The organism is Sphingobacteriaceae bacterium, assembly GCA_002319075.1.
Taxonomy (GTDB): domain Bacteria; phylum Bacteroidota; class Bacteroidia; order B-17B0; family Aurantibacillaceae; genus Aurantibacillus.
The window spans coordinates 4,695,255-4,717,782 of the sequence record NVQB01000001.1; the positions used below are offsets into that span (position 1 = coordinate 4,695,255).

20 protein-coding genes are annotated in these 22,528 nt (G+C 35.8%); 10 read left to right on the top strand and 10 right to left on the bottom strand.

The genetic code is table 11. The features are described from left to right. Positions 1 to 88: 88 nt before the first annotated feature. A complete protein-coding gene (locus CNR22_20335; protein PBQ34026.1) occupies positions 89 to 559 on the bottom strand; it encodes a hypothetical protein in 471 nt (156 codons plus the stop codon). 82 nt (positions 560 to 641) lie between these two features. Between CNR22_20335 and CNR22_20340 the strand changes: the two genes are divergently transcribed. Then, positions 642 to 1,631: a hypothetical protein gene (locus CNR22_20340; GenBank protein ID PBQ34027.1), complete on the top strand. Its 990-nt coding sequence runs from the start codon at positions 642 to 644 to the stop codon at positions 1,629 to 1,631. A gap of 136 nt (positions 1,632 to 1,767) precedes the next feature. Here CNR22_20340 and CNR22_20345 read toward each other — a convergent pair whose 3' ends face one another. The 5 genes from CNR22_20345 to CNR22_20365 form a co-directional block, all read right to left on the bottom strand. Continuing rightward, positions 1,768 to 2,157, bottom strand: a complete 390-nt coding sequence (locus tag CNR22_20345; GenBank protein PBQ34028.1) for a hypothetical protein — start codon at positions 2,155 to 2,157, stop codon at positions 1,768 to 1,770. A gap of 117 nt (positions 2,158 to 2,274) precedes the next feature. Further along, positions 2,275 to 3,684 (bottom strand): hypothetical protein, encoded by a 1,410-nt coding sequence (locus CNR22_20350; GenBank protein ID PBQ34029.1) that lies wholly within the window; start codon positions 3,682 to 3,684, stop codon positions 2,275 to 2,277. Beyond that, complete coding sequence (locus CNR22_20355) at positions 3,684 to 7,550, bottom strand: hypothetical protein (protein ID PBQ34030.1); 3,867 nt, start codon at positions 7,548 to 7,550, stop codon at positions 3,684 to 3,686. The genes CNR22_20350 and CNR22_20355 overlap by 1 nt, the downstream gene beginning before the upstream one ends. 300 nt (positions 7,551 to 7,850) lie before the next feature. After that, positions 7,851 to 8,510, bottom strand: a complete 660-nt coding sequence (locus tag CNR22_20360) for a hypothetical protein (GenBank protein ID PBQ34031.1) — start codon at positions 8,508 to 8,510, stop codon at positions 7,851 to 7,853. Between the two features lie 96 nt (positions 8,511 to 8,606). Then, positions 8,607 to 9,182, bottom strand: a complete 576-nt coding sequence (locus CNR22_20365; GenBank protein PBQ34032.1) for a hypothetical protein — start codon at positions 9,180 to 9,182, stop codon at positions 8,607 to 8,609. A 144-nt stretch (positions 9,183 to 9,326) separates the two neighbouring features. Here CNR22_20365 and CNR22_20370 point away from each other — a divergent pair, with 144 nt between their 5' ends. From CNR22_20370 to CNR22_20400, 7 genes are all read left to right on the top strand, one after another. Further along, positions 9,327 to 10,016 carry a hypothetical protein gene (locus CNR22_20370; protein ID PBQ34033.1) on the top strand — a complete coding sequence of 230 codons (690 nt, stop codon included), beginning with the start codon at positions 9,327 to 9,329 and terminating at the stop codon, positions 10,014 to 10,016. 131 nt (positions 10,017 to 10,147) lie between these two features. Next, a complete protein-coding gene (locus CNR22_20375) occupies positions 10,148 to 10,447 on the top strand; it encodes a hypothetical protein (protein ID PBQ34034.1) in 300 nt (99 codons plus the stop codon). Then, entirely contained in the window at positions 10,447 to 11,097 is a 651-nt protein-coding gene (locus tag CNR22_20380; GenBank protein ID PBQ34035.1) for a hypothetical protein, read from the top strand. The genes CNR22_20375 and CNR22_20380 overlap by 1 nt, the downstream gene beginning before the upstream one ends. Beyond that, a complete protein-coding gene (locus CNR22_20385) occupies positions 11,076 to 11,894 on the top strand; it encodes a hypothetical protein (GenBank protein ID PBQ34036.1) in 819 nt (272 codons plus the stop codon). Before CNR22_20380 ends, CNR22_20385 begins: the two co-directional genes overlap by 22 nt. Beyond that, positions 11,878 to 12,513 (top strand): hypothetical protein, encoded by a 636-nt coding sequence (locus tag CNR22_20390; GenBank protein PBQ34037.1) that lies wholly within the window; start codon positions 11,878 to 11,880, stop codon positions 12,511 to 12,513. Before CNR22_20385 ends, CNR22_20390 begins: the two co-directional genes overlap by 17 nt. A gap of 12 nt (positions 12,514 to 12,525) precedes the next feature. Next, a complete protein-coding gene (locus tag CNR22_20395) occupies positions 12,526 to 13,791 on the top strand; it encodes a hypothetical protein (GenBank protein ID PBQ34038.1) in 1,266 nt (421 codons plus the stop codon). A gap of 97 nt (positions 13,792 to 13,888) precedes the next feature. Continuing rightward, positions 13,889 to 15,022 carry a hypothetical protein gene (locus CNR22_20400; GenBank protein ID PBQ34039.1) on the top strand — a complete coding sequence of 378 codons (1,134 nt, stop codon included), beginning with the start codon at positions 13,889 to 13,891 and terminating at the stop codon, positions 15,020 to 15,022. A 224-nt stretch (positions 15,023 to 15,246) separates the two neighbouring features. On the opposite strand, the gene CNR22_20405 is transcribed toward CNR22_20400, so the two are convergent. Further along, positions 15,247 to 16,761, bottom strand: coding sequence for a hypothetical protein (locus tag CNR22_20405; GenBank protein ID PBQ34040.1), 1,515 nt, complete (start codon positions 16,759 to 16,761; stop codon positions 15,247 to 15,249). 194 nt (positions 16,762 to 16,955) lie between these two features. Here CNR22_20405 and CNR22_20410 point away from each other — a divergent pair, with 194 nt between their 5' ends. Beyond that, entirely contained in the window at positions 16,956 to 18,182 is a 1,227-nt protein-coding gene (locus CNR22_20410; GenBank protein ID PBQ34041.1) for a hypothetical protein, read from the top strand. A 1,045-nt stretch (positions 18,183 to 19,227) separates the two neighbouring features. On the opposite strand, the gene CNR22_20415 is transcribed toward CNR22_20410, so the two are convergent. Beyond that, positions 19,228 to 19,413 carry a hypothetical protein gene (locus CNR22_20415; GenBank protein PBQ34042.1) on the bottom strand — a complete coding sequence of 62 codons (186 nt, stop codon included), beginning with the start codon at positions 19,411 to 19,413 and terminating at the stop codon, positions 19,228 to 19,230. A gap of 389 nt (positions 19,414 to 19,802) precedes the next feature. Between CNR22_20415 and CNR22_20420 the strand changes: the two genes are divergently transcribed. Continuing rightward, positions 19,803 to 20,381, top strand: coding sequence for a hypothetical protein (locus tag CNR22_20420; protein PBQ34043.1), 579 nt, complete (start codon positions 19,803 to 19,805; stop codon positions 20,379 to 20,381). A gap of 354 nt (positions 20,382 to 20,735) precedes the next feature. Here the strand turns inward: CNR22_20420 and CNR22_20425 are convergent, their stop codons facing one another. Further along, the gene (locus tag CNR22_20425) at positions 20,736 to 21,386 is read right to left on the bottom strand and encodes a ribulose-phosphate 3-epimerase (protein ID PBQ34044.1); all 651 of its coding nucleotides are present in this window, start codon (positions 21,384 to 21,386) and stop codon (positions 20,736 to 20,738) included. A gap of 101 nt (positions 21,387 to 21,487) precedes the next feature. Beyond that, positions 21,488 to 22,495, bottom strand: a complete 1,008-nt coding sequence (locus CNR22_20430; GenBank protein ID PBQ34045.1) for a hypothetical protein — start codon at positions 22,493 to 22,495, stop codon at positions 21,488 to 21,490. Positions 22,496 to 22,528 lie beyond the last annotated feature (33 nt).

The following is a 22,528-nucleotide window of genomic DNA, read 5'->3' on the forward strand; positions in this document are numbered from 1 at the left end:
CCAAAATCATTTGGCAATGCTATCAACGCCTAAGCTTATCAGGATAATTCTTGGGTTTTAGAGGGGTTGTACGACCACTTGTATGAGATCATCCAGCTTCGTCGATCTCATCAGCTCTTTCTTTAGGGATTGGCTCTCCTATCAATTCTTCGGCTGCCCCTTCTTTAATTTCTTCTTCCTTTTTTATTGACTCACCGTATTTTTCATTTAAAGCTATTGAGATGTATTCCCGTAATTTCTCTTCACTACCTGGAAGGGTTGCCTCTGCTAATTCTGTTTTGTCTTGGAAGTTTGCCTTTCGCTGGCCTGATTCAGGGCCATTTCCACCTTTGGCTTCACCTACCTTGACAGCAACCGTTTGAGCATTTTGACCATCTGAGCCAAGTTCATTGGCCATTTGATTCATTTTAATGTCAGAGATTGGATCACCGAACTCCTGAGCTTTAGAATTGTCTTCTAGCTGTTTGGTGTTAGTTTCTGCATCTTTTTGAAGGAAATTATTTACTCCTTCCATCAATGTTTTGCGGACTAGGTTTCTTATTTCTTGTAGTTTATTCATAACAGCATTTTCTTATAAATAGAAAAAAAAAGACTTTTTTGAGTGGGTTATTTTTACTAATTTGAAATAAAGTAGGATAACTATGTCATCAAAAAAGAACAACAAAAATATAGCAGAACATATACGGCAATTACGGAGCCGAAAAGAGTTTGAGACTTTTTGGGAACTAAGAGAAGCATTTACCAGAATTGGTAAAATTTTAATAGAGTTGAAGAAATCTGACACTCCTGTACATAAGGAACTGATAAAATATGTGCCAGTCAATTTAGTCGGATCAATGGAATCATTTTTAAGATCAACCTGTGCCAAGCTCATAAATCATGATGAGAAATACTTGAACAATGCAAAAGATCTTCTTAAATCAAATTTGGACTGGGAGCTAATGCGGCAAATTCAAAAAAGAGAATTTACTTTAGGGGAACTCATATCGCATCAACTTTCTTTTAGCAACTTCGATCAAATTGCGACAAATTTTAAGACGATTCTTGGCACAAATTTTATTAAAACGCTCCAAGAATTTGATCCAACTCCATACTTTATTAAACCATACTTCAGCGACAAAATCAAGAGTTTTAATTCAATTTCAAAACACATTTTTTCTGATCTGAATGATCTTTTTGAAATTCGACATATCGTTTGCCATGAGATGGCTTCAACAATGGAATTAGATTTAAAAAAGGTAACTAGGATTGTAACGAGTACAAGATTATTTAATTACCAGGTGTACTACTTTGTTTATCCGATCCTCTTTCCAGATACCTTCGAAGAAGAAGAAATTTTGGCAGAACGAGCAAAAGAAGAATTTTTTAAAGCGGAAAAAGACTTGGAAGAATATGTGGCTGCTATTAAAGAAAACCCTATGGGTCCTATGGAGTGTAACGTAGACTATGATTTACTTATTAAGTCACAAGAGCACTGGATAAACTATAGGAACACGTATTTGGAAGCGGTATGTGCGAACTTAAAGGATGATCCCCGTAATACCCTCTACTATGAGGAGGCCAGAGACTTAACAATAGAAAGAATTACAGACTTAAAATTTGATTTTGAAAATCTTGTAGTAAAACCTTAATCTTAAGAATAAAGTGCAGCTGATAGAATATTCGTTTCAAATTTATAGTCGGCATCTGCTATATTTTTAATCTCACTTCTTTCGAGAGTAACTGTATAAAAATCAACGAAATTTAAATTGGGTATATTAGGTATAACTAATTTTTCAAGTGCTCAAAATGTCCGTTATCATTAAAATCGCCGCAAATGCCATGTTTCTTCTCAATTTTTCCTTGGGCGACATGTGTGCCTAATTTCTTGTATAAATTAGGCTTGTCGTGACATATTCTATCTAATTCCTTCACCGCAAAGTCTTCAGCGGTAAACAAGGACAGTGACCAGCCACCACATTCTTTGCCAATTTTTTCTCGACTGGGGTTTGAAGGGTCCATTACTCTTGGTCTAAAGTTGCGTTCATCATTAATATCTTCAAATGTCCAACGATAAGTATCACAATCCATCTCCGAATAATCTTTCCCAACACAAGGAGTTTTTTTTGCGTCCTCCACAGTAGATATTTGCTCTTTATACTTTGGTACTTTCGCCATTCATACTAGTCTACAGCGGCACAATAAATGTCAGGTTGGCCTCCAAATGGAACACTATCAATTGAACAATTATAAATGTAAAGATATTTACGCACTAGAACGAAATTTCTAATCCAATTATTCCTTAAGGATTTTAAACACCTTATGTTTATTACCGTCTTGAACTTTTAAATAATATAATCCGGCTGGAAAATTACTCAAATCTATTTCCTTGTATTGTATACTATTATCAAAACTGCAAACGGTTTGACCTAGAGAGTTAATTAACTGCAAAGTGATCTTATTCGTTTCAAAACCTGAGAAATCTAATTTTAATTTGTCTTTTACAGGATTAGGGTAAATATTCATATTAGATTTATTTATACTCTCTCTTATACCAACTGTACTCATATAAATACCAACATCTTGACTGCATTCGGTCACGGTATTTCCACCATTCCATTTTAAAAACCCCAATACTGAATCGTTGCCCATCTTTTTTATTGCTCCAAAAAGATAGACATCATTGTTGTATTCTATTAATCCATTAATTTCATTATCTGACGGAGGGCTAAATAAACACCATTTTTGGCCGTCAAATTTCGCAATGTTTGTATACAATGGTTCACTTGTTGGATTTCCTATACCCTCAATATAGTTGAAGACGCCCATTGCATAAATTTCTCCATTAATTTTTTTCACACTTTTAATAGTTTCCCAACCACTATTAGATAAACCAGACCCAAATCCATACCAATTTTTGCCGTTATAAGCTGCCAGACCCCTACAATTTGTTCCGGCAATACTATTGAATCGTCCATAAACATATAACATAGAATCAATTACTGTCATTCCTGCAACATACTTCGCAACATCCCCCGATACCCCGACCCACGGCACCCACTTTGCACCATCATAGTAAGATATATTCGCTGAAGAAGATTGTTCAGTTATTTGAGCTGCAATGTATGGAACGCCCTTAAATACTTTCATAGCAGTTACCAGATTGTCTTTCACGGGGTGACCGATATTATACCATTGATTACCATCATATTTTGATATACAATTGGATGCAATGCCACCTATTGTATCAAAACTTCCTGCTACATATAATTCATTATTGTAAACATCAGAAAACCAAATATCCCCACGTGGCTTAAAGTTAACTGAATCCCAACTTATCCCATTCCATCTACCAATAAAGCGACAAAAGTACTTACCTGTTTTTTGAAAAGTTCCAAAAACGTAAAGTTTATTTTGAAATATTTGCATTGATCGCACGACAGTACCACCGTGATCTTGATCATCTAATCCACTCTGCAAGGTGTCAAATACCATTCCATCGTAACGAATTATTGCATTTGTATTATGTTGGTTGACTCCTGAGAAGTCTCCTCCTAAGTATAGAATATTGTTAGTGGAATCCACGATTGAAGAAGCAAACCAGCTATAGCTGTTTGGGCCAACATTTGAAATAACATTATTCCAAACCTGCCCCTGCATAAAGCAGAGACAGGTTGAGAATGTGATGATGAAAAATACTCTCATTAATTTTTTATCAATTTATAAACTGTTTGAGAATTATTATTAGTAATCTTAATTAAATATACTCCATTTGTCCAAGACTCACAATTTATTGCGGTTTTATTATTATCAATTGTTTGATCCAACAATATTTGACCCATTAAATTATATACCTGAATTTTAGCACTTGACAATAACTCGCCTTCTAACTCTACAATAAATTGGGTACTGGTTGGATTAGGATAAATACTTAAAAGTGCTTTATCAAAGTCAACATTTGATAAACCTGTAACTTGATAATTTATCAAATCAAACCGACTGATATAACCATCATTCGACCCATTATAACTCTGATCAATTAATAAAGCATTTGAAGAGTTATATGCTATCGGAAAGTCATTACTCGTGGTGTTACCTACTACCCATAATTTGGAATTTTGACCAATATCGGAGCTAGCAATCCTATCATCGGACGAGCCGCCAAAATAATGTGCGTGATACAAGGTTTTGCTCGGTGAATATACTGCAATATACCCATCTTCGGAGCCATTTATTGCATTGTCGTTATAAACGACATTAGTTGGTGTACTAACTGGATATTGTAAGGTATCGTTGTTTGTCCATCCACTTAAATATGTAACACCGTAGTCGTCAACTGACAAGCCTGTTACATTGTAAGTTTTATTCACACCTTTACCGTAAAAAGACGACCATAACTTAGTTAAACTCCCATCCATCATTCCTATAAACGCATTTCTTTTCACGCGATATTGGCTGTTGGTTGCACCAGTTTTAGTATGAAAAGGAAATGCAGAGGATGAGTCGGATTCACCTGCAAAATAGATTTCATCATGGAGAGAATTATAAGCAAGGCGGGTAATTTTATCTTGGCCCTTTCCACCAAAAAAAGACCTAAAGTCAGGTGTACCAGATGTTGAAAAGCGAATTAGAAGACCATCAACAGAACCTTTTCTAGTACTTTGATAAAACGTGTTAGTATTTCCAGTGGAATTGCCAATAGGTGTGCTAAGTGATTCTGTCCATCCCGCACCAATGAGTCGGCCACTATTATCAACAACCACATCAAGAGCCTCCTCATAAGCAGAACTTGTATTTGTTCCGTTAGCTGCACTGCCATAATAAGTCATCCAAGAGGTTTGCAGATTAGTATTTATTTTCCCAAAAATAGCGTCTCTATTATAAACAACATTCCATGTACCCATCGAAGATTGCCAAGCATTGGTCATAATCATGTCCGGTGAATCTGCATAACCACCAAAATATAAAATGCCGTTTACATCTACACAAACGCTATTAATGCAATCCGATCTTGAACCTCCAACATAACGGCTCCAAGGGAGTTTGTTAGTTGGAGCAGCTGAGGGAACGTATTTGAACAAGAACCCATCCGCCTTGAAACCTAGTCCCGGGTTCCCCGCATACCCATTCACTGTTTGGTTAGAAGCTCCTGTTAGGTAAGCGGTGTAAAAATCTGTTGAAAAAGTTTGACCTCCTACGAATACGTCTCCGGATGAGTTCAACGCTATTGAATTACCCACATCCGCACCGGTGCCACCGAGAAATGAGGCGTACTTTAAAGTGTCATTAGCAAGATATTTCACGAAAACCACGTCTTTATTGCCTTTATAAGGCTGTAGGGAATTTACGGCCGGAAAAGTAATTGCATCGGCGTATCCTACAGCATGTCGGTCACCATTATTAGCAGCAGCTATATCGTTGAACCATTCATTCCCTGGCCCACCGTAGTAAGTTGAATATGCAAGGTTACCTATACTTCCATTAGGTGTGGAAGTAGGAAGGGTTCCTGATGAGACCTGAATTATTAATGGTAAGGTGGGAGTATAAACAGGTGGTATAATTTTATAGGTATTGCCCCCAAGACTAGACCAAGAGGCACTTCCGGCGATAGACACTACCTGCCCTAGATTGTCAACGGTATATGCAATTGGTTTCTTGAGCTGTATGTCATCTAGAACGCCTTGAATTTTCAAGTTGCCAGTTGTTCCGTCTAGTGAAGTCGATGAAGAGCCGTCAACTTGTAAATGCACGTTATCAAGCAAGGCACCGGGTTTAACCACTAGATAATATTTTATCCCACTTGGTCCACTAAAGTAATGTAAGTCAATATATGGATAAAAGTTCGGCACAAATACTCTTTGATTCCCTTTAATATCGGTTATTTCCGGTTTGCTAGCGTAGCCTAGGAAATAGTTATATTCATATCCTGAAGGCACAAAGTCGTGATGATTTGCAAATGAATTTGAATGAAGAAATTTGCATTTAATTTTTTCGACCGTGTCTGTTGCAGTTCCGCCTGTATCGGGTCTGTTAATATCTGTTTTTCGATAGACAATATCAAAAGCATCTTTCTCAATAAATATTTCCGGGTTAGCGTTTGCTGTATAATAAAGCACTTCGTTAGCTCGGCTTGAGTTGGTTTTAAGTAGTTGACCTTGGTTTTTAATATATAAATGATTCGGATTTACTGGATCATTATTAAAATCAGGCGGCCAATAAACAGGAGTTTGATTTAACTTAATAGTTGTGTAGTCAAACTGAGCACTAGAATTTCTGGACATAGCCCCAACGTAAACTACTCCAACGCCGTTAACAGCTATAGCTGTTCCAGCATCATTATCGGTATCAATTCCGTCAATGTTCTGACGCCAAGAGGTATTGCCGCTCGGAGTTATCTGATAAACATAGATATCTTTCGTACTCATCAGTTTTTCCCCTGCAACATACCAATGATGTGCAATGGTATCATTAGCAATTGTAGGATCTGTAACAAGTATTCCTAACCCTGTACTTTCTATGTTCACGGCATACTGAAACCCAAAGCTCGAATATAAAACTGTATGATATTCATAGGATGCACCGTTTAACACAGTTCCTACAACACCAATATTTCCCATAGAGTCCCTAACCAAAGCAGTGGCCCGGTTAGCCGTATTATTGTAGTCGTAGGAATTTTGCCATAAAATTGTTCCACTAGCTCCGCTGTATTTAATAACAGAATAATCGAGTCCAGTAGTAGCATTAGTTTTTTCGCCACAAATGATCACGTCCGTCCCATGCATCATTATTGCATTACTTCTGTCAGTGGCGTTAGCAGAACCATTTGTGACTATCGGTGAAGACCAATATGATGTTCCACTTCCTGTGTTTAACGCATGAGTTACTATATTCCATCCTGTGCTAGAATTAAATGTATTACCTGTTATGTAAAGATAGGAACCATTAGGGGACAATGCCAATGCTACGCCGTAATCATCGAAACCACTCCCTGTGTAGGCGGTCGACCACGTTGTTACTCCTGTAGAGCCATTCAGCTTTAGAGTAACTATGTCATAATTTCCACTTGAATTTTTGCTTTTTCCAGTTACGTAAACATTTCCATTAGCGTCTACAGCTAAATCGCTTGCTTCGTCATCTCCATTAACGCCGCGATCATAAGTTTTCACCCATTGTTGAGTTCCTGACGAATTCAATTTCACGATTATATAATTTTTTGCAGTTGTACCGCTTGTCGCTGTTGTCACTCCTGCAACATAAACATTTCCGGCAGAGCTAACTTTTATTGAATTACCGACATCGAAAGAACCCCCATTGTACGTGTAAACAAATTGTTGTACACCCGTAGAATCGTATTTAATTGCCACTAGATCAGCTCCGCTTGTAAAGCCAGAATAGCCTGTTGTATAAACGTTACTATTCGCGTCAATTGAACTTGGCGCACTGCTGACGGTGTCTCGCTGACTATAATAATTAATCCAATCTATGTTTGGAACAACATAAGGTGTCGGAAATTGAGCTTTCGCGGTTATAACCACTATGGTTAACACGCAGAATAATATTTTTTTAATCATTTTAATGTTAGGTTTTTGAATGAATAATTAGTTAAGAATACAGTTCCGGTTTAATTTTGTAACCTCCTTTTTTAAAAATTATAAGATTGAATATAAATTGTGTTAGTTTTCTGTCAGAAATAATGGGACAATTGACATAAAAACTTATTTAGCAATTATAAAGAGAAGTATAATATCTTGTATACGTAGAATTACGTGACTTTTGGATTTAACATTCACGTAATTTTACGTGATTTCTTTGCGGAAATACGCAAAAAAAATTTCGTATTAATACGAAAAGAAGACTTTTTGCAAATTAAGTTATGCGATTAAATTGTGCTCTAACGCATACGTGATAAGGGCGGCGAGATTTTTAGATCCTGTTTTATGCAAAAGATTATATCTAATACCTTCAACAGTTCTTTCACTGATATATAAAAGACCTGCAATTTCTTTATTTGTTTTATTCTGCCTAAGTAATTCTAAAACTTTTAATTCGCGAGTCGATAATTTGATTTTAGATTTCGCAGGATATTCGGAGTTTAAAATGTTTCTAATCTCGTTAGCTAAAATTTCTGATAAATATTTGTCGTAATAATGACCAAATTCATAAACTGCTTCTATCGCTTCAATAAGCTTTTTTATTCCGCATTCTTTTGGCAAAAATGATTTCGCGCCTATTTTAATAAATTCGATTATAAGATTTGCTGAGTAATGCTGACTTAATATAATCACTTTAATTTTAGGATATTGATTTACGATTTGTAGTAAAGCTTCCTTACCACTCATGAAAGGCATATCAATATCAAGAATTATAATGTCCGGGATATTATTTGCGATTTTAAGTTTTTTCAAGAGGTCTAAGCCATTATTTGCGTCGAGAGAAACCGTAATATTTTCAGTCCTTTTTAACAGAGCAACAAGACCTTCCCGAGTTATAAGATGGTTATCGGCTAAACCCACTCTTATTTTTTTTCTCATTATAATAGTTTCAGTATCAATTAGCAATATTTAGTTAATAGCTCTTAATCCTAGCATGATTTTCATATTAGAAAAGAAGGAATGTTATTTATTCCACTATATAACACATTCGTTTATATCAAGCTTTATTTTTTTATTCAAGATTTTTTTTCTTAAATAAGACCCGGCATTATTAGTTTCTTTTGATAATTCCGCCTTAATGGAATCCTTAAATTTCAGAACATTTAGAAAAACCTTTTCGTTGCAATAACCAAAATCATTAGCGTATTTCCATTGAATCTGTTGAATTGTCTTACACGAAAACGATTTTAATTTACCTTTGAAATCTTCGTCAATCTTAAGCTTATATATTGGTGTGTTGAAAAAATCATCCCAACCATGATCAAGTGCTTTTTTAATTAAGCTAATTTGAAAAATTTTAACAATCATTTTTTTGTAATTTTCATAGTTGTCATGTAGCCATTTTACAAGGGTATCTATAAGATGCTGTGTAATCAAATCCCTCTCATAGAACATTTCTAATGCCTTACTATTAATTAAAAAATTATTGTCCCGGTAAATTTCAATAGCGATAACTTCTTTTTTGTTCATTGTATTTGTGTAGGTTTTCCATTCAGACCAAAAGTCTTCATAACGTCCGTACCAAACTTTTAATTGTTCTAATTGCAACATAATTATGGGGTTTTGTTTCGAGGTAAAATTATTGAAGAAAAAAGTATTTTACACCTAGCCGCGTGGCTAGTTTTTTCAATGATGAATTTTCTCTAATTTCGTTTAAACCCCAGATTTTGAATAAAGGTTTAAATCGCCAGATTTATGAAAAAAATAAAAATGATGGTTGCAGAAGACCATAAACTTGTTAGAGAACTACTTTTCAAAGAGATTCCATTGTATTCTGATCGAGTTGAAATGGTTGGCGCGGCCAAAAATGGAATCGAATTGCTTCAATTGTTAAAGGAACATATACCGGATATAATACTTCTTGATATTTACATGCCTGAAATGGATGGCTGGAAAGTACTTAAGGTTCTTCAAACTGATTATCCAAATATTAAGACAATAATGTTAAGCAGTGAATTCGATACCCTTACAGTTAAAGAAGCGATTTTGAAAGGAGCTCGCGCTTATATTGACAAGTTAGATGGGACAATGGAGGAGATAGTAGCAGCGATTGATAGCGTTTCTGAGGATGGATTTTACTTCAATGATTTGATTGCACAGGAAATAATAATTAAGCTCAGAAGTGGAAAGGACATTTCATCATTAGAAGGCGAGTCGTTTTCAGATAGAGAAGTAGAAATAATGAGGATGATTTGTGACGGAATGCAAGTTAAAGAGATTGCACATAGTATGAATATTAGTGCAGGCACGGTTAAATATCATAAAGCAAATGTATTTCGAAAAACTGAAAGTAAAACAAACATGGATTTACTAAAGTATGCGATAAGAAAGGGCATATTTAATAACAATATTCAGCAGCCAAAACCGCGCAAAAAACGAGATTAATAATCCCCTAGCTACAGGGCTAGTTTTTTTATGGTTCATTATAAGCATTTTACTTTGCAACAGTGTCAATTTGAAAAAAAATTGACTTATAACGTATATATTTAAGTCATTAATCCTCAAAGATAAATTACATGTTTACAGACTTCGACCAAACAATCACACTCGCACAAGCAGTAGCATTAACCCAAGCTTTCCGAGCAGCAAACCCTCCAACAGCGGTAAAGGCTGAAGTATCAGGAAAAACCATAATCGAGCAAATCCTTGCGCAAACCGGTTGCAAGGGGATTCGGGTCTATAAGGGTTTAGACGCAACCGGAGTACCTTCTAACGTATTGGTAGGAATTGATGCAAATGGCAACGACATGGTTGATGGTGTATTGGGAAATAGGTCAGTTAAAGACCTGGGTTCACCAAACGTTTTGAATTCTTGATGCTTTCAAAAGATTTTTATAATTCACTTACTTACATTTCCATTATAAGTGTAATTATTCCAATTGCAGCCTGTTTTTACATGCGAAAAGCCCTTAGCATAACACTAAGGGCTTTATTCGTTTACCTGTGTATCTGTCTTCTTTCGGACATTTTAAGTTATTTTTATTCGGAGTATGACGAAATTCAAAATCTATTTCGAAATGGTTTTACAGTGATAGAATGCGTTATTATATCACTTATTTACTATATAGAATTTAAAGATCAAAAAATAGAAACTTTCGTGATTGCTTCTTTATTGCTATTCATAGGACTTTCGTTGTGGCAGTTTCTGTATTTAAATTTATCTACAAAAATCGAGACAATTGCTAGCACTTTTGAGGCGGTTATTTTGAGTATTTTTTCTATAATTTACCTTTTAAAATTTCTATTTACTTCGGATGTAAATAGTATAAACTATCAATATTTCTTTTGGATTGCTTTCGCTAACCTTTTATATTTTGGAACGGCTTTTATTTTTTTTATGTTTAGAAATTTTATTAAAAATGCGCCGGACGAAAGCTCTGATTTTATTTGGGGGATTCACGATGGTATTAATGTTATTTGTAATACTTTATTTACCATTGCGATATGCAAGACACAAAGGAAATAACACTATTTATTGTTTTAACTGTTTTTGCAATTCTTTTTCTTATAGTTCTTATTGCTGTAGTTATTCTTTGGTCAAAGCGCAAAATTTTAGAAAAAGAAAATAAGTTCGCTTATTTAGAGAAGCAAAGACAAATAGAGCTGATTAAAACCATTGTTGAAACAGAAGAATCACAAAAGACAAAGATTGCAAGCGATCTCCACGATCAAATAATACCAGTTCTTACTTTAACGGCATTAAACCTTATAACAGAAATTGAAAAATTAGAAAAAGGCAGCAACGATTTTTCAAAAGTTAAGACTACAATAGACAATTTTGCTAATCTTGCTGATAATGTTAGAGAAATTGCTCATGGGATAATTCCGAAAATGTTTACTACGTTCGGTTTACTTAAATCCATTGAAATTGCACTAAAACAATTGAACAACGAAAATATAAAGGCTGTTTTTAAAGATAATTCACTTAGCAATATAACAATTCCATTATCTCTTAATAAACAATTAACCATTTATAGAATATTTTTAGAGCTTTTAACTAACTTAGTTAAGCATGTAAAATATAATAATCTAGTTGTTTCTCTTGAAGAAATGCCAATATGTTTTAGTTTAGTATTTACACACGATGGAATTGGAATTACAAACCAAACAATTGAAAACCTTACAAATCAGAGTACCGGAATAGGGCTAAAGTCATTAAAAAGTAGAGCGTTATCACTTAACGCAACAATTGATTATTCGATTGAAAAAGAGGTGTCATTTATAATATTGAGAGTTCCGATAGATCATGAAATCATTAATTAAAATAGCACTGGCAGAAGATCATGGTACTCTGCGACAAGGTTATATAAGCTTGTTAGAAGCTAAACAGAAATTCGAAATACTTTTTGATGTTAGTAACGGTAAAGAGCTGTTAGAGAAACTCAAAGAAATTAGACCTGAAATATTATTATTGGATTTAGAAATGCCTGTAATGACAGGACAAGAAGTTCTAAGAGTTATAAGATCGAAATACCCTAAATTAAAGGTGATTATTGTGAGTGGCCACTTTCAAAAGGATTATATAGTCGAGTGTTTTAAACTTGGAGTTAAAGGGTTTTTAAGAAAGGAGTATAAAATTGACAAGATTGTTGAAGCGATTGAAACTACCCATATTGCAGGTGGATATATTGATAATGAAGTAGCACTCATTTTAGCTAGCGAACTCAGCACACTTTACGACACTCAAAAACTGGATCTAACCGAACACCAAACAGAAGTCTTAAAATTAATTTGTAAAGGCCACACAAATAAAGAAGCTGCTGAGATTTTGGAAGTTTCGGTGGCTGCTATTAAATTCCACCGGGCAAATATTATGGATAGAACCAAGTGTCAGAATTTACAGGACTTGATGGCGTTCGCTATATTTAATAAATTGATTTAAATAAGAATTACCGTGGCTGACAAAACAGTAAATCATATGACTGAAAATAAGTATAACGAAGCTAAAAAAGACGACAAGAATCTAATTGTTATTTCTATTTCAATATTTTTCTTAATTATAGCTTTATGGTTATTGACATTGTATACATTGAGCGGAAAGACAGAGACGGCCAGAGGTACTTTCGGCGATATGTTCGGTGGTGTTAATGCACTATTTTCAGGTTTGGCTTTTGGAGGAATAATTATTACAATTCTCCTACAGCGTAAAGAGCTGGCTTTGCAGCGAGAGGAGTTAAAAGATACCAGAGAAGAGTTGAAGCGATCAGCGGATGCACAAGACGCGCAAAATACAGTCTTGTTAAGTCAGCAATATCAAACAACTTTTTTTAGTTTACTTAATGCGCATACTACATTAATTGAAGGCCTAAACTTTCACAATAAGATAGGTATTCAAGGCCTATCTAATTTCTACAATGAGCTTTTCCACGATACTTCAAATTACAATGAACGGATAAAAAAGAGGCATTTTGAAAGCGCGAAATTCACTAATAATAATCCCTTCTACACCTTACAAAATTATAGCCATGCATTTCATTCGTTTTTTGGTGACTTAATTACTTTAATAAAAGTAGTAGACGAGAAACTGCCAGAAACCTTATACTATGACATTCTATTCAATTATTTAACTGTTTATGAAAAATTTATAGTCGGATTATACTGTGATTGTATTGAGGACGAATACAGCAGCTTTATAATTAATCATCAGTATGACTTTCTCAAATATTATAAAGCTCAGAAATCGAAATACAAACTTGAACCTTCTAATTATTTCCCTAATATAGTTATTCAGAGAAAGTCAATAAATACTGTATACATCAACGAGACTCTAGCTCCTGACAATTTTTTTGAATTTAATATTTGGATAGAATTTGACTTCTATTCACGCGCTTTAACTGTTGAAAAAGTTAATATACATTTATATGATTACGACAGTGATAATAATGTAAAAACACTGTTTCAGAAAACCATTGACGGGTCTGCTCCACCTGCAATAGGGAATTGGCAGGATAATTATGAAGTCGATCTTACCAGATTTGTAAGTGAAGAAATTATTAAAAGTCAAAACGGCTATTATTACGTCGATTTTAATTTTCATTTTAAATATCAGTTACAAAAATATACAGTTCTTTACAGAAGCAATTTTAACTTGCTTACTAATCCACCGATAGTTAAAGACCGGAATGAGGGGAGAATGTTAACTTTCCTTCATGGGGAGTAGAGGACTTAATATTAGTAAAGAAAACTGGTGTCTATAAATATTCAGAAATTTTATATTACAATTGGCTATTGTTTAACTATGGAAATAAAAGCGTACCATGCTATTTGAAAGTAAAGAACGATATGATAATGCAATTGGCTCCCAGTCAGAAAGTCAATATGACTTTTTAGATCGATTCCCTAATGAAGAGTGCGAGAAAATAAGAAACTGCTTAAATGAGTGGTTTTCTGTTTATCCCACTGCTGAACAATCTGAACTCAGGACTCGATTTAAAGATTCATTTTCGCCTGCATTTTATGAACTCTATATCTATACTCTATTCATTAAACAAGGCTTTAAACTATCATGTCATCCTGAGATTTTAGGGTCCCTAAAGCGACCAGACTTTTTAGCTACAAAAGGGGGCATCCAATTTTACATTGAAGCCACAGAAGTTAATCCATCAATGACAAAGAAGGGCGTTAATAATCTTAAAAATTCTTTATACGATGCATTAAATAAAATAGAGATTAGAGGCATGCTATTTAGTATTGAGGAATTTTCTTTAAAAACGTCAAATCAACCAAATAGTAATTTAATTGTAAAATTTTTCAAAACTGAGTTGGCTAAGCATTCTTATCAAGAAGTGAGTTATAATTTGATTAATAATCATCAAAAAACTACTATCAAATATGAAGATTCGGCTATTCTGGTCATAATTTCATTAATTCCTGTGATAGAGAATTTCAAAGAAAACAAAATCGCTCATCCAATAGGTATTTTTCCCGCTGAGGAATATGAAAGTCCTACAGAGTCTATAAAAAATTCAATAATAAAAAAGTCAAATAGATATGGCGCTTTGGATAAACCATTGATTCTCTGCGTTAATTCACCTTACTCATTTGGATTTTCTGAAATATTAGTGAATGATGTATTCTACGGTGCAAACAAAATTACGTATTCGCTCGATGCACCCCATAAAGACGAGAAGATGGAAAGGTGCTGGGAAGGAGTATATGGGAGTCCAAAAAATCCAAAGCTAAAGCGAGTTTCCGGTGTATTAATATCACATGTGACCGCAAGTTCAATGTTGTCAAATAATTCTTGGTTATCTAAAAATCCTTTCAGCAGCAAAACACTTGATTTTGATTTATTATCCTTATCCTATTCAACGGTACAAGACAACAGAATAAAAAAAATTGCAAACAAATCTATTCAAGATATTTTATTGCCTGATCAAATTATGAAATAAATAGGGCTTACAAAAGGATACTTCGAAAAACCTGCAACAAAAAAGAATTGCAGCTTATCATATCAGACATATTAAAAGATATTTAATTGTCATTTTTTTCCTATTTATTTTTTCTCTTAGCTATAAGCTAAACTAACAAGTAATGAAGCTTTGCGAGTATTTACACGACAGGGGATTTTTTATTTAGTCCTTTAAACCATGAATGCATCAGATACTTAATTAATTTAAAAAGAAATTTTATCAAAAGCATCTATATTACTTGCCCTTTCTTCGTTCCATGCGTCTTTCGTCTTATTAATATTTGTGAAGAAGTTTGCGATACTTGTGATTATTTTTTCTACGGTTTTATCGTGAAATTTATATGCTGTGATGTAAGTGGTAATTTGATTTTGCTTTTTATCCTCATAACCAGTATACTTAAAGTCAAAGAGGTTTTTGGCAAGACCTAAACCAAATTGTGCTTGAAAAATGGTGATGAGAACCCCAAAAGAAACGCCACGAACATCTAGAGATTTAAAGTGGATCGAAAGGGCGATAATGTCGGCATGCTGAAAGTTTATACTATAATGCGTGCTGTATTTATCCTGTTGAGTAAAAGCATCAATAAAACTGAAAACTGAGCGCTTATTTTCACGCTTTGTTGTTTGTAGCACATCATTTAAGGAAAATATTTTCTTACTATCAGCTGCTTTTACTATTTCAATTTCCAATTCGTCTCTGACCGTGTGATAAAAGTAGTCTCCACCATTTCCCTCCGTAATTTTATAGTTATCTAAGTTTACCGACTTTACCCAGCTATCTTTATTTTTTGCAATTTGGACCTTCAGTTCTTCGAAAACCTGTTTGCGAATTTCTAACGGAACGTCAGGGAAGTGTTCTTTGCCTATTTCAGTTTTCTTTAAATCCTTTTTATTTTCCATAGTTTTATTAGGTTTAATTTTCTCAGAAATACCGACTTTTTTTGAGGAAGCTTTTACTTTTTGAGTTTCGGTAATAATCGCAAATGGATAGAGACCTATCGCTCTACTCTCAATGACAGGCGTCTGTTTGAACTTACTGTCTTTAGCAGTTTCTCTAGTTACCGAATCCATTATTCTATTTACGGTAAGTGTGCCTTCTTCATAGTTTTTATCATTTCTTATAGCGCTAAGAAAATGATGAGTAAAGCGGCCATGCTGCAAGTTGCCTAGCTCTGTTGCTGACTCATCTTCTGCGGCAGCAAACATAAAACATATTCCCTTACTCTTATTTAAATAGCTAGTAATTATTTCTTTGGAATTTTCTTTGGTACTTCGAGAAAGAACTTTTGCACCGGATTCACAAGCATCGATAACATAGCATTGATATTTTGGCTGGAGTGCACTAATTTTATCAAATATTGCTCTCATTTCTACAAAGCTGTCATTAAATAGTAGGGAAGAATTTTCAAAGGAAAATTTACCGTGACCAGCAAAGTAAAAAAATAAAGAATCCTCATTTTGGATCATTTTTTCTTTTATTTCGTCAAGAGCTTTTTCAAAATTCTTCCAAATATCCTTAATCGATAATTCTTTGCTACTTGTGATTAAATAAATATCATCTTCCAAAAAACCGCACCGCTCGATCATCACCGATGAAACTGCGTTAGCATCATTTACACAGAACTTCAGAGGCCTGTCATCATAATCGTTGATTCCTATGATTATAGCGAATCTCCTATCGAGCACTGGTATAGTTTCGTTACGTGATTTCTTATTCATAAACTAGATATGGGATTTAGCCTAACTGATTGTAAAAATAATGACTTTTCAGATTCAAAACTTCCTTCTATATGTATTTGGCTTGAAATTTTTTGGGATAGGTTAAAGAATCTTTCGGTTAAACAACTTTTAAGTTTAGATTTGGTACATTCAATTACGCACAAATATACCACAACTTTCAACAATAGATCGTTATGAATAAAAAGGGGATCGAATCGAAACGACTCAAAAACTATCGAGAAGGCCAAATATCAAACGTACAAAGATTTCTACAACTTTATAAGGTTTTGGATGAAACTCAGAATTTTGAAGAATTTTTATCAGGGAATTATATTAAAATACAATCTAAAATCGACGAGTATTGTTGTAAACAGAAGAGCAACGGTGCAATAGTGAATTTGGTATGGCTTGTCACCCTAGCTGATGCTTTACACACAACTACAGAGCAAACTAAAAAAAGTGTTGTAGTATCTAATGCTGATAGATTAAAAGATCTCATTGGCTTAAAGATAGTTGACGAGCTCAATCCACAAATGCGGAACATTTTAACTTGGGATTTTGAGCGCCGAACGTGGAAAAATAAAGAAAATAAAATAGCTTTTCTTAATGCCACAATTGAAACAATTAAGGCAGAAATAAACGGAGAAAAGGACAATCTTATTGAGAAATACATTGGAATATTACTAGATTTTTGTCTTTATCATTTTGATAAGATTATCAATGACTTGAAGGATATTGATTTTCAAGGTAGAGGTTTCGACAGAGAGAGTGTTCACGACACCTGTAATAAACTAAAAGAGATTTCCAATAAAACTATGTTGAAAGACGCTATTGATGATGAAATGAAATCCGGATTTTTAAACATGTATAAGCCTATAGCACAATCATTTTTAGAAGGACTTTTTAAATCGTCAAAAAGATATGATTATATTATAACTGCATTCATAACAGCACAAGACGATTTTAGAAACTACATGGAGGGTTTGCTTGGTTCAATAACAAGTAACAATATTTCGAACTTAAAAGCGAGTCTTCAAAATGAAAACGTTGACGAGTTTATTGATATTATTCACACAGTTTTCGCAGGTATTCCTTACCATTTATCCAAAAAATCTGGCGAGAATTACTATCACTCAATTATTCATTCAATGATGTACGTCACCGGATGCAACGTAAAGTCAGAAGAAGCTGTAAACAATGGAAGAATTGACTCGGTTGTTGAGTTTGATAATCTTACTTATATAATAGAATACAAAACTTCTGACAGTACTTCTGCTATTAAACAAATAAAAGAACGCAGGTATTACGAGAAATACTCTGGTAATAACAAAAAGATTGTTATGCTGGGAATTTCGTTTAGTTTATCTGAGAGAAATATTAATCGAGAGTATGAAAAGGAATATTATAATAACGGACAATAAAGGTAGAACTTCAACATGGCGTTAAGGTATTCTTAAGCAGTTTTCCGTGGATGTACACTAAAATTAAGAGAAGAAATTATATTAAACATCTGAGGTACTCAAAAGGTAACCAATCAAAACAGGCGAATTATCCATCAATATTGACGGATAATATTTAGAATACAGCTTTTAGTCTGTAGATTTTTAGCATATCTTTGTACAAGCGACTTCGACATTTTGACCCTCCGCCTGACAGTCAAACCGTGCTTAAATGCGCTGGTCATGGACTACGCTCGATCTGACAGTCAAACCGTGCTTAAATGCGCGGTCATGGACTACGCTCGATCTGACAGTCAAACTGTGCTTAAATGCGCGGTCATGGACTACGCTCGATCTGACAGTCAACTGTGCTTAAATGCGCTGGTAATGGACTACGCTCGATCTGACAGTCAAACCGTGCTTAAATGCGCGGTCATGGACTACGCTCGATCTGACAGTCAAACTGTGCTTAAATGCGCTGGTAATGGACTACGCTCGATCTGACAGTCAAACTGTGCTTAAATGCGCTGGTAATGGACTACGGTCGATCTGACAGTCAAACTGTGCTTAAATGCGCGGTCATGGACTACGGTCGATCTGACAGTCAAACTGTGCTTAAATGCGCTGGTCATGGACTACGCTCGATCTGACAGTCAAATCGTGCTTAAATGCGCGGTCATGGACTACGGTCGATCTGACAGTCAAACTGTGCTTAAATGCGCGGTCATGGACTACGCTCGATCTGACAGTCAAACTGTGCTTAAATGCGCGGTCATGGACTACGCTCGATCTGACAGTCAAACTGTGCTTAAATGCGCGGTCATGGACTACGCTCGATCTGACAGTCAAACTGTGCTTAAATGCGCTGGTAATGGACTACGCTCGATCTGACAGTCAAACTGTGCTTAAATGCGCTGGTCATGGACTACGCTCGATCTGACGGCGCACACGCCAATTGGCTTTAAATCCATTGGATAGTAATGCTGCTCCATCTGACCGAGAGCTCACCCATAGTCTCGTGTGAAAATTATTTTCCGTCGGTTGTGTAGGTCACTGTTTTTGTCGCAGCGGCGCTATCCTGAGAAAGCCCCATGTCTTTGACTTTTCCCTGCCCGGTACCAACAGGGTCGTCTGTAGCGGTTTCTGGTTTGCAGGCGCTCATACAAGCGGTAAGAATAAAAATGGTGATTAAAGTCTGAACAAGTAATTTCATAAAAGTTTTTTCTGGTATACTGAAAAGATGATGCCATGTGGTAATGCGATTCAAAGAGCAGTATTTCGCCACCGACCAAAGCGGGATATAGCGGCGGGCAGGGCCCTCAGAAGCGAAAGGCCAGAGGGAGATAAACCAGGCCCTTCTGCTTCATAGGGAGGCGCCCAAAAAATTCCTGGATCAGGCTCAAAAGGAGTGGTTTAAAATTCACCCGCTTTATACCAGCTCCCTGGTTCCTTGCACAATACTCCCTACTTACCCCGTACATATCCCGTCTTTTAGTACGAAACACATCCATTCACTCAGCTTCTCATACACCTTCCCTCAGAGGTCAAGGCACTCTTACTCATTCGTCCAATTTTTCGTCCAATTTCCAGCTATCTTTGTATATGGCATTTCAGGTCGGTGATATAAAACTCTCAGGTACTGTATATGGTATTTCTTTTTACCACAGTGTCTTTGGCTGGCTGGCCAGGGCCAAGGGAGGGCCGGGCCGCAAACAATTCAAAACCTCACCGGCATTTGTCCGATCAAGAGAGAACAGCGAGGAATTCACAGCCTGTGCCCGCGCTGCTGCTGCTCTGCGCCGCCTGGTAATAAGACACACTGGTTATAAAGATAAAACCCTTTACCACCGCCTTATGAAGTTGATGCGCCTGCTCGCCGATAACGATAAGGTCTCCCTTCGTGGAAAGCGCGACCCAATGAAAGGGATGCAGACAAGCGAAGCCCTGTCACTTTTAAAGGAATTCAAAATAAGCGAAAATCTTTGCTTGTATGATCTTCTGCTTATAAAAGGGTTGGTTAAAAAAACTCATGAGAAAGTGAAGGAATGCAAGACAGCTGCTATTAAACGAAGACGAACCAAAAAGCTATCGCCTTTTTATCCTCTTCACAAAGTTCTGCCGCCACACCTGTCTTTAAGCCCGGGCCAGAAACACATACAGGTTAACACTGCTTTCGGTTAAAGGCGCAGAAATTATTTATAGGCTTAGCACCTGCATTACAATCAAACTTTATTTTCTTCCCCACAGCTTTTGCGCCTGGTCCAAAGAATTTTTGTAAAGAAAATTTTGAGCGATTATCTAAAAAGGAAAAGGGGATAGAATTTACATAAAAAACAAATGCTCACACAACGCAGTTTATTTTTATTTTAATTGTAAATTCTATCGCCCTTTTTTTGCTGAGTAAATAGACATCTAAATAATGTCAATAACCATACCATAACGTAAATAAAGGGCTGTAGCCTGTGTTGGGGAAAAACCTGTGAAAAAAAATCTACATTGTGAGTATTAAAATCTTCAAAATGAGATTTTAACGCTTTATTTGTGCTTTAACTGCGTGATAGTTTCGAGAGGTTTTGGAGAATTAAAGACCGTATTACCGGCAACCAAAACATCGGCACCGCAATCTATTAAATTTTTGTAATTAACCAGGTCAACCCCACCGTCAATTTCTATAAGAGCCTTTGAATTTTTTTGAGTAATCATTTGTTTCAGGCGAATCACTTTATTGTAAGTGTTCTCAATAAATTTTTGTCCGCCAAAACCAGGATTCACACTCATCATGCAAACCAGGTCAATGTCTTGAATGATATCTTCGAGTACATGAACAGGGGTGTGAGGATTGAGAGCCACACCGGCTTTCATGCCCAGATGTTGAATGTTTTGAATTGTACGGTGTAAGTGCGTGCAAGCTTCGTAATGCACGGTTAAAGTCTCAGCGCCGGCATCTTTAAAGGCCTGTGTGAATTTGTCAGGATCCACGATCATCAAATGCACATCAAGTGGCTTTTTAGCGAACTTCTGTAATGCTTTAATAACAGGGAAGCCAAAGGAAATATTGGGTACAAAAACCCCATCCATAACATCCACGTGAAACCAATCAGCATCGCTGCTATTTATCAATTCAATATCCGCTTGAAGATTAGCAAAGTTTGCAGATAATACCGAAGGAGCAACAAGATGTGACATAGAAAAACTAATTTTTGTGTCGGCAAAGATAAAGAATGATCGGCAATTTAAGTTGTTTTTTATTTTTCACAGACTTAATTGAGAGATAAATAAGCAAAAATTTAGTGCAGGTACATCCTGTTTTTGAGAATAAAATAAGCCATGTAATTGTATTGCTGCTGTGTAAATCTGCAGCGCAGTCCGTAGTGCGACATCAGGTTGTCGCAGGGTGGCAGATAAAAATCGCCATGGCCGTCTTTTAATCCTTTGGTATTGGAGCAATTCCAGGTTGCAGAGACAAAAGTTTGAGTGGTAGCAACTGATGGGTAGGGGTCGGCTTCCGTATCGCAAAAACCATCACCATGTTCCTCGCAATTTTGCATATTAATACGGTTAACAAATTCGCGCGTACCGATCGGAGTACTGACATTTGTAGGTGGCTGTGGAGTAACGGCAGCTGCGGTACCTGGATTGATCTCAGCGTAAGTATGCGGAAGACCAAAAAAATGGCCCATGGCATGGAGCAAACCCTCACCCTTAAACCCGAGTGCATTTGGTTTCGCCACATCGATGTACTGAACAACTATACCATTAATTGCGGGTGGCGTAGTAGGGGTAGCTGGTGTGGACGTGTAAGCGTAATTGTTTTCCGGCACGTCGGGAAGTGCTGGCACAAGCTCGTTTGGAAGATAGATTCCCAAAGTATTTTCCATATAATAATTATTCATGGCGACCTGGCCATTTCCGAAGGGCTTCCATTTGTCGTAATTATAGTCCGGTATAACTACAAGCTTACAGTATTCGAACGACACACAGATATTGCTAAAAGCATTATTTAAAATAGTAATTACCGAATTGAGCTTTGCCTGGATAATGGGAGTATTTGTAGTATTCAGCAGGTTAAAGGTCGTATCCTGTATCAGGTAGAACACAACAGAGAATTTTTTATCCAGACAGGTATCATGCAGAAGCTTATTTACGAGAGCGGCTTGTGTATTTGCCGGCTGGTATTTTTTCTGGGAAGTTTTAGGAGCTTCTTTTGTAGCTTGTTTTGGAGCATTCTGTTTTACCTGGCCAAAGAAACTGGATAGTAAAAAAGTAAACAAAACTATCAGGGAAATTTTTTTCAAGGCCTTTGGGTTAAGGTTAAATAATTATTATAT

Bases quoted from the DNA above. Each gene is read 5' to 3' on its own strand.
- CNR22_20335 (PBQ34026.1), bottom strand. From the start codon at position 559: ATGAATAAACTACAAGAAATAAGAAACCTAGTCCGCAAAACATTGATG.
- CNR22_20340 (PBQ34027.1), top strand. From the start codon at position 642: ATGTCATCAAAAAAGAACAACAAAAATATAGCAGAACATATACGGCAA.
- CNR22_20345 (PBQ34028.1), bottom strand. From the start codon at position 2,157: ATGGCGAAAGTACCAAAGTATAAAGAGCAAATATCTACTGTGGAGGAC.
- CNR22_20350 (PBQ34029.1), bottom strand. From the start codon at position 3,684: ATGAGAGTATTTTTCATCATCACATTCTCAACCTGTCTCTGCTTTATG.
- CNR22_20355 (PBQ34030.1), bottom strand. From the start codon at position 7,550: ATGATTAAAAAAATATTATTCTGCGTGTTAACCATAGTGGTTATAACC.
- CNR22_20360 (PBQ34031.1), bottom strand. From the start codon at position 8,510: ATGAGAAAAAAAATAAGAGTGGGTTTAGCCGATAACCATCTTATAACT.
- CNR22_20365 (PBQ34032.1), bottom strand. From the start codon at position 9,182: ATGTTGCAATTAGAACAATTAAAAGTTTGGTACGGACGTTATGAAGAC.
- CNR22_20370 (PBQ34033.1), top strand. From the start codon at position 9,327: ATGAAAAAAATAAAAATGATGGTTGCAGAAGACCATAAACTTGTTAGA.
- CNR22_20375 (PBQ34034.1), top strand. From the start codon at position 10,148: ATGTTTACAGACTTCGACCAAACAATCACACTCGCACAAGCAGTAGCA.
- CNR22_20380 (PBQ34035.1), top strand. From the start codon at position 10,447: ATGCTTTCAAAAGATTTTTATAATTCACTTACTTACATTTCCATTATA.
- CNR22_20385 (PBQ34036.1), top strand. From the start codon at position 11,076: ATGCAAGACACAAAGGAAATAACACTATTTATTGTTTTAACTGTTTTT.
- CNR22_20390 (PBQ34037.1), top strand. From the start codon at position 11,878: ATGAAATCATTAATTAAAATAGCACTGGCAGAAGATCATGGTACTCTG.
- CNR22_20400 (PBQ34039.1), top strand. From the start codon at position 13,889: ATGCTATTTGAAAGTAAAGAACGATATGATAATGCAATTGGCTCCCAG.
- CNR22_20405 (PBQ34040.1), bottom strand. From the start codon at position 16,761: ATGAATAAGAAATCACGTAACGAAACTATACCAGTGCTCGATAGGAGA.
- CNR22_20410 (PBQ34041.1), top strand. From the start codon at position 16,956: ATGAATAAAAAGGGGATCGAATCGAAACGACTCAAAAACTATCGAGAA.
- CNR22_20415 (PBQ34042.1), bottom strand. From the start codon at position 19,413: ATGAAATTACTTGTTCAGACTTTAATCACCATTTTTATTCTTACCGCT.
- CNR22_20420 (PBQ34043.1), top strand. From the start codon at position 19,803: ATGGCATTTCAGGTCGGTGATATAAAACTCTCAGGTACTGTATATGGT.
- CNR22_20425 (PBQ34044.1), bottom strand. From the start codon at position 21,386: ATGTCACATCTTGTTGCTCCTTCGGTATTATCTGCAAACTTTGCTAAT.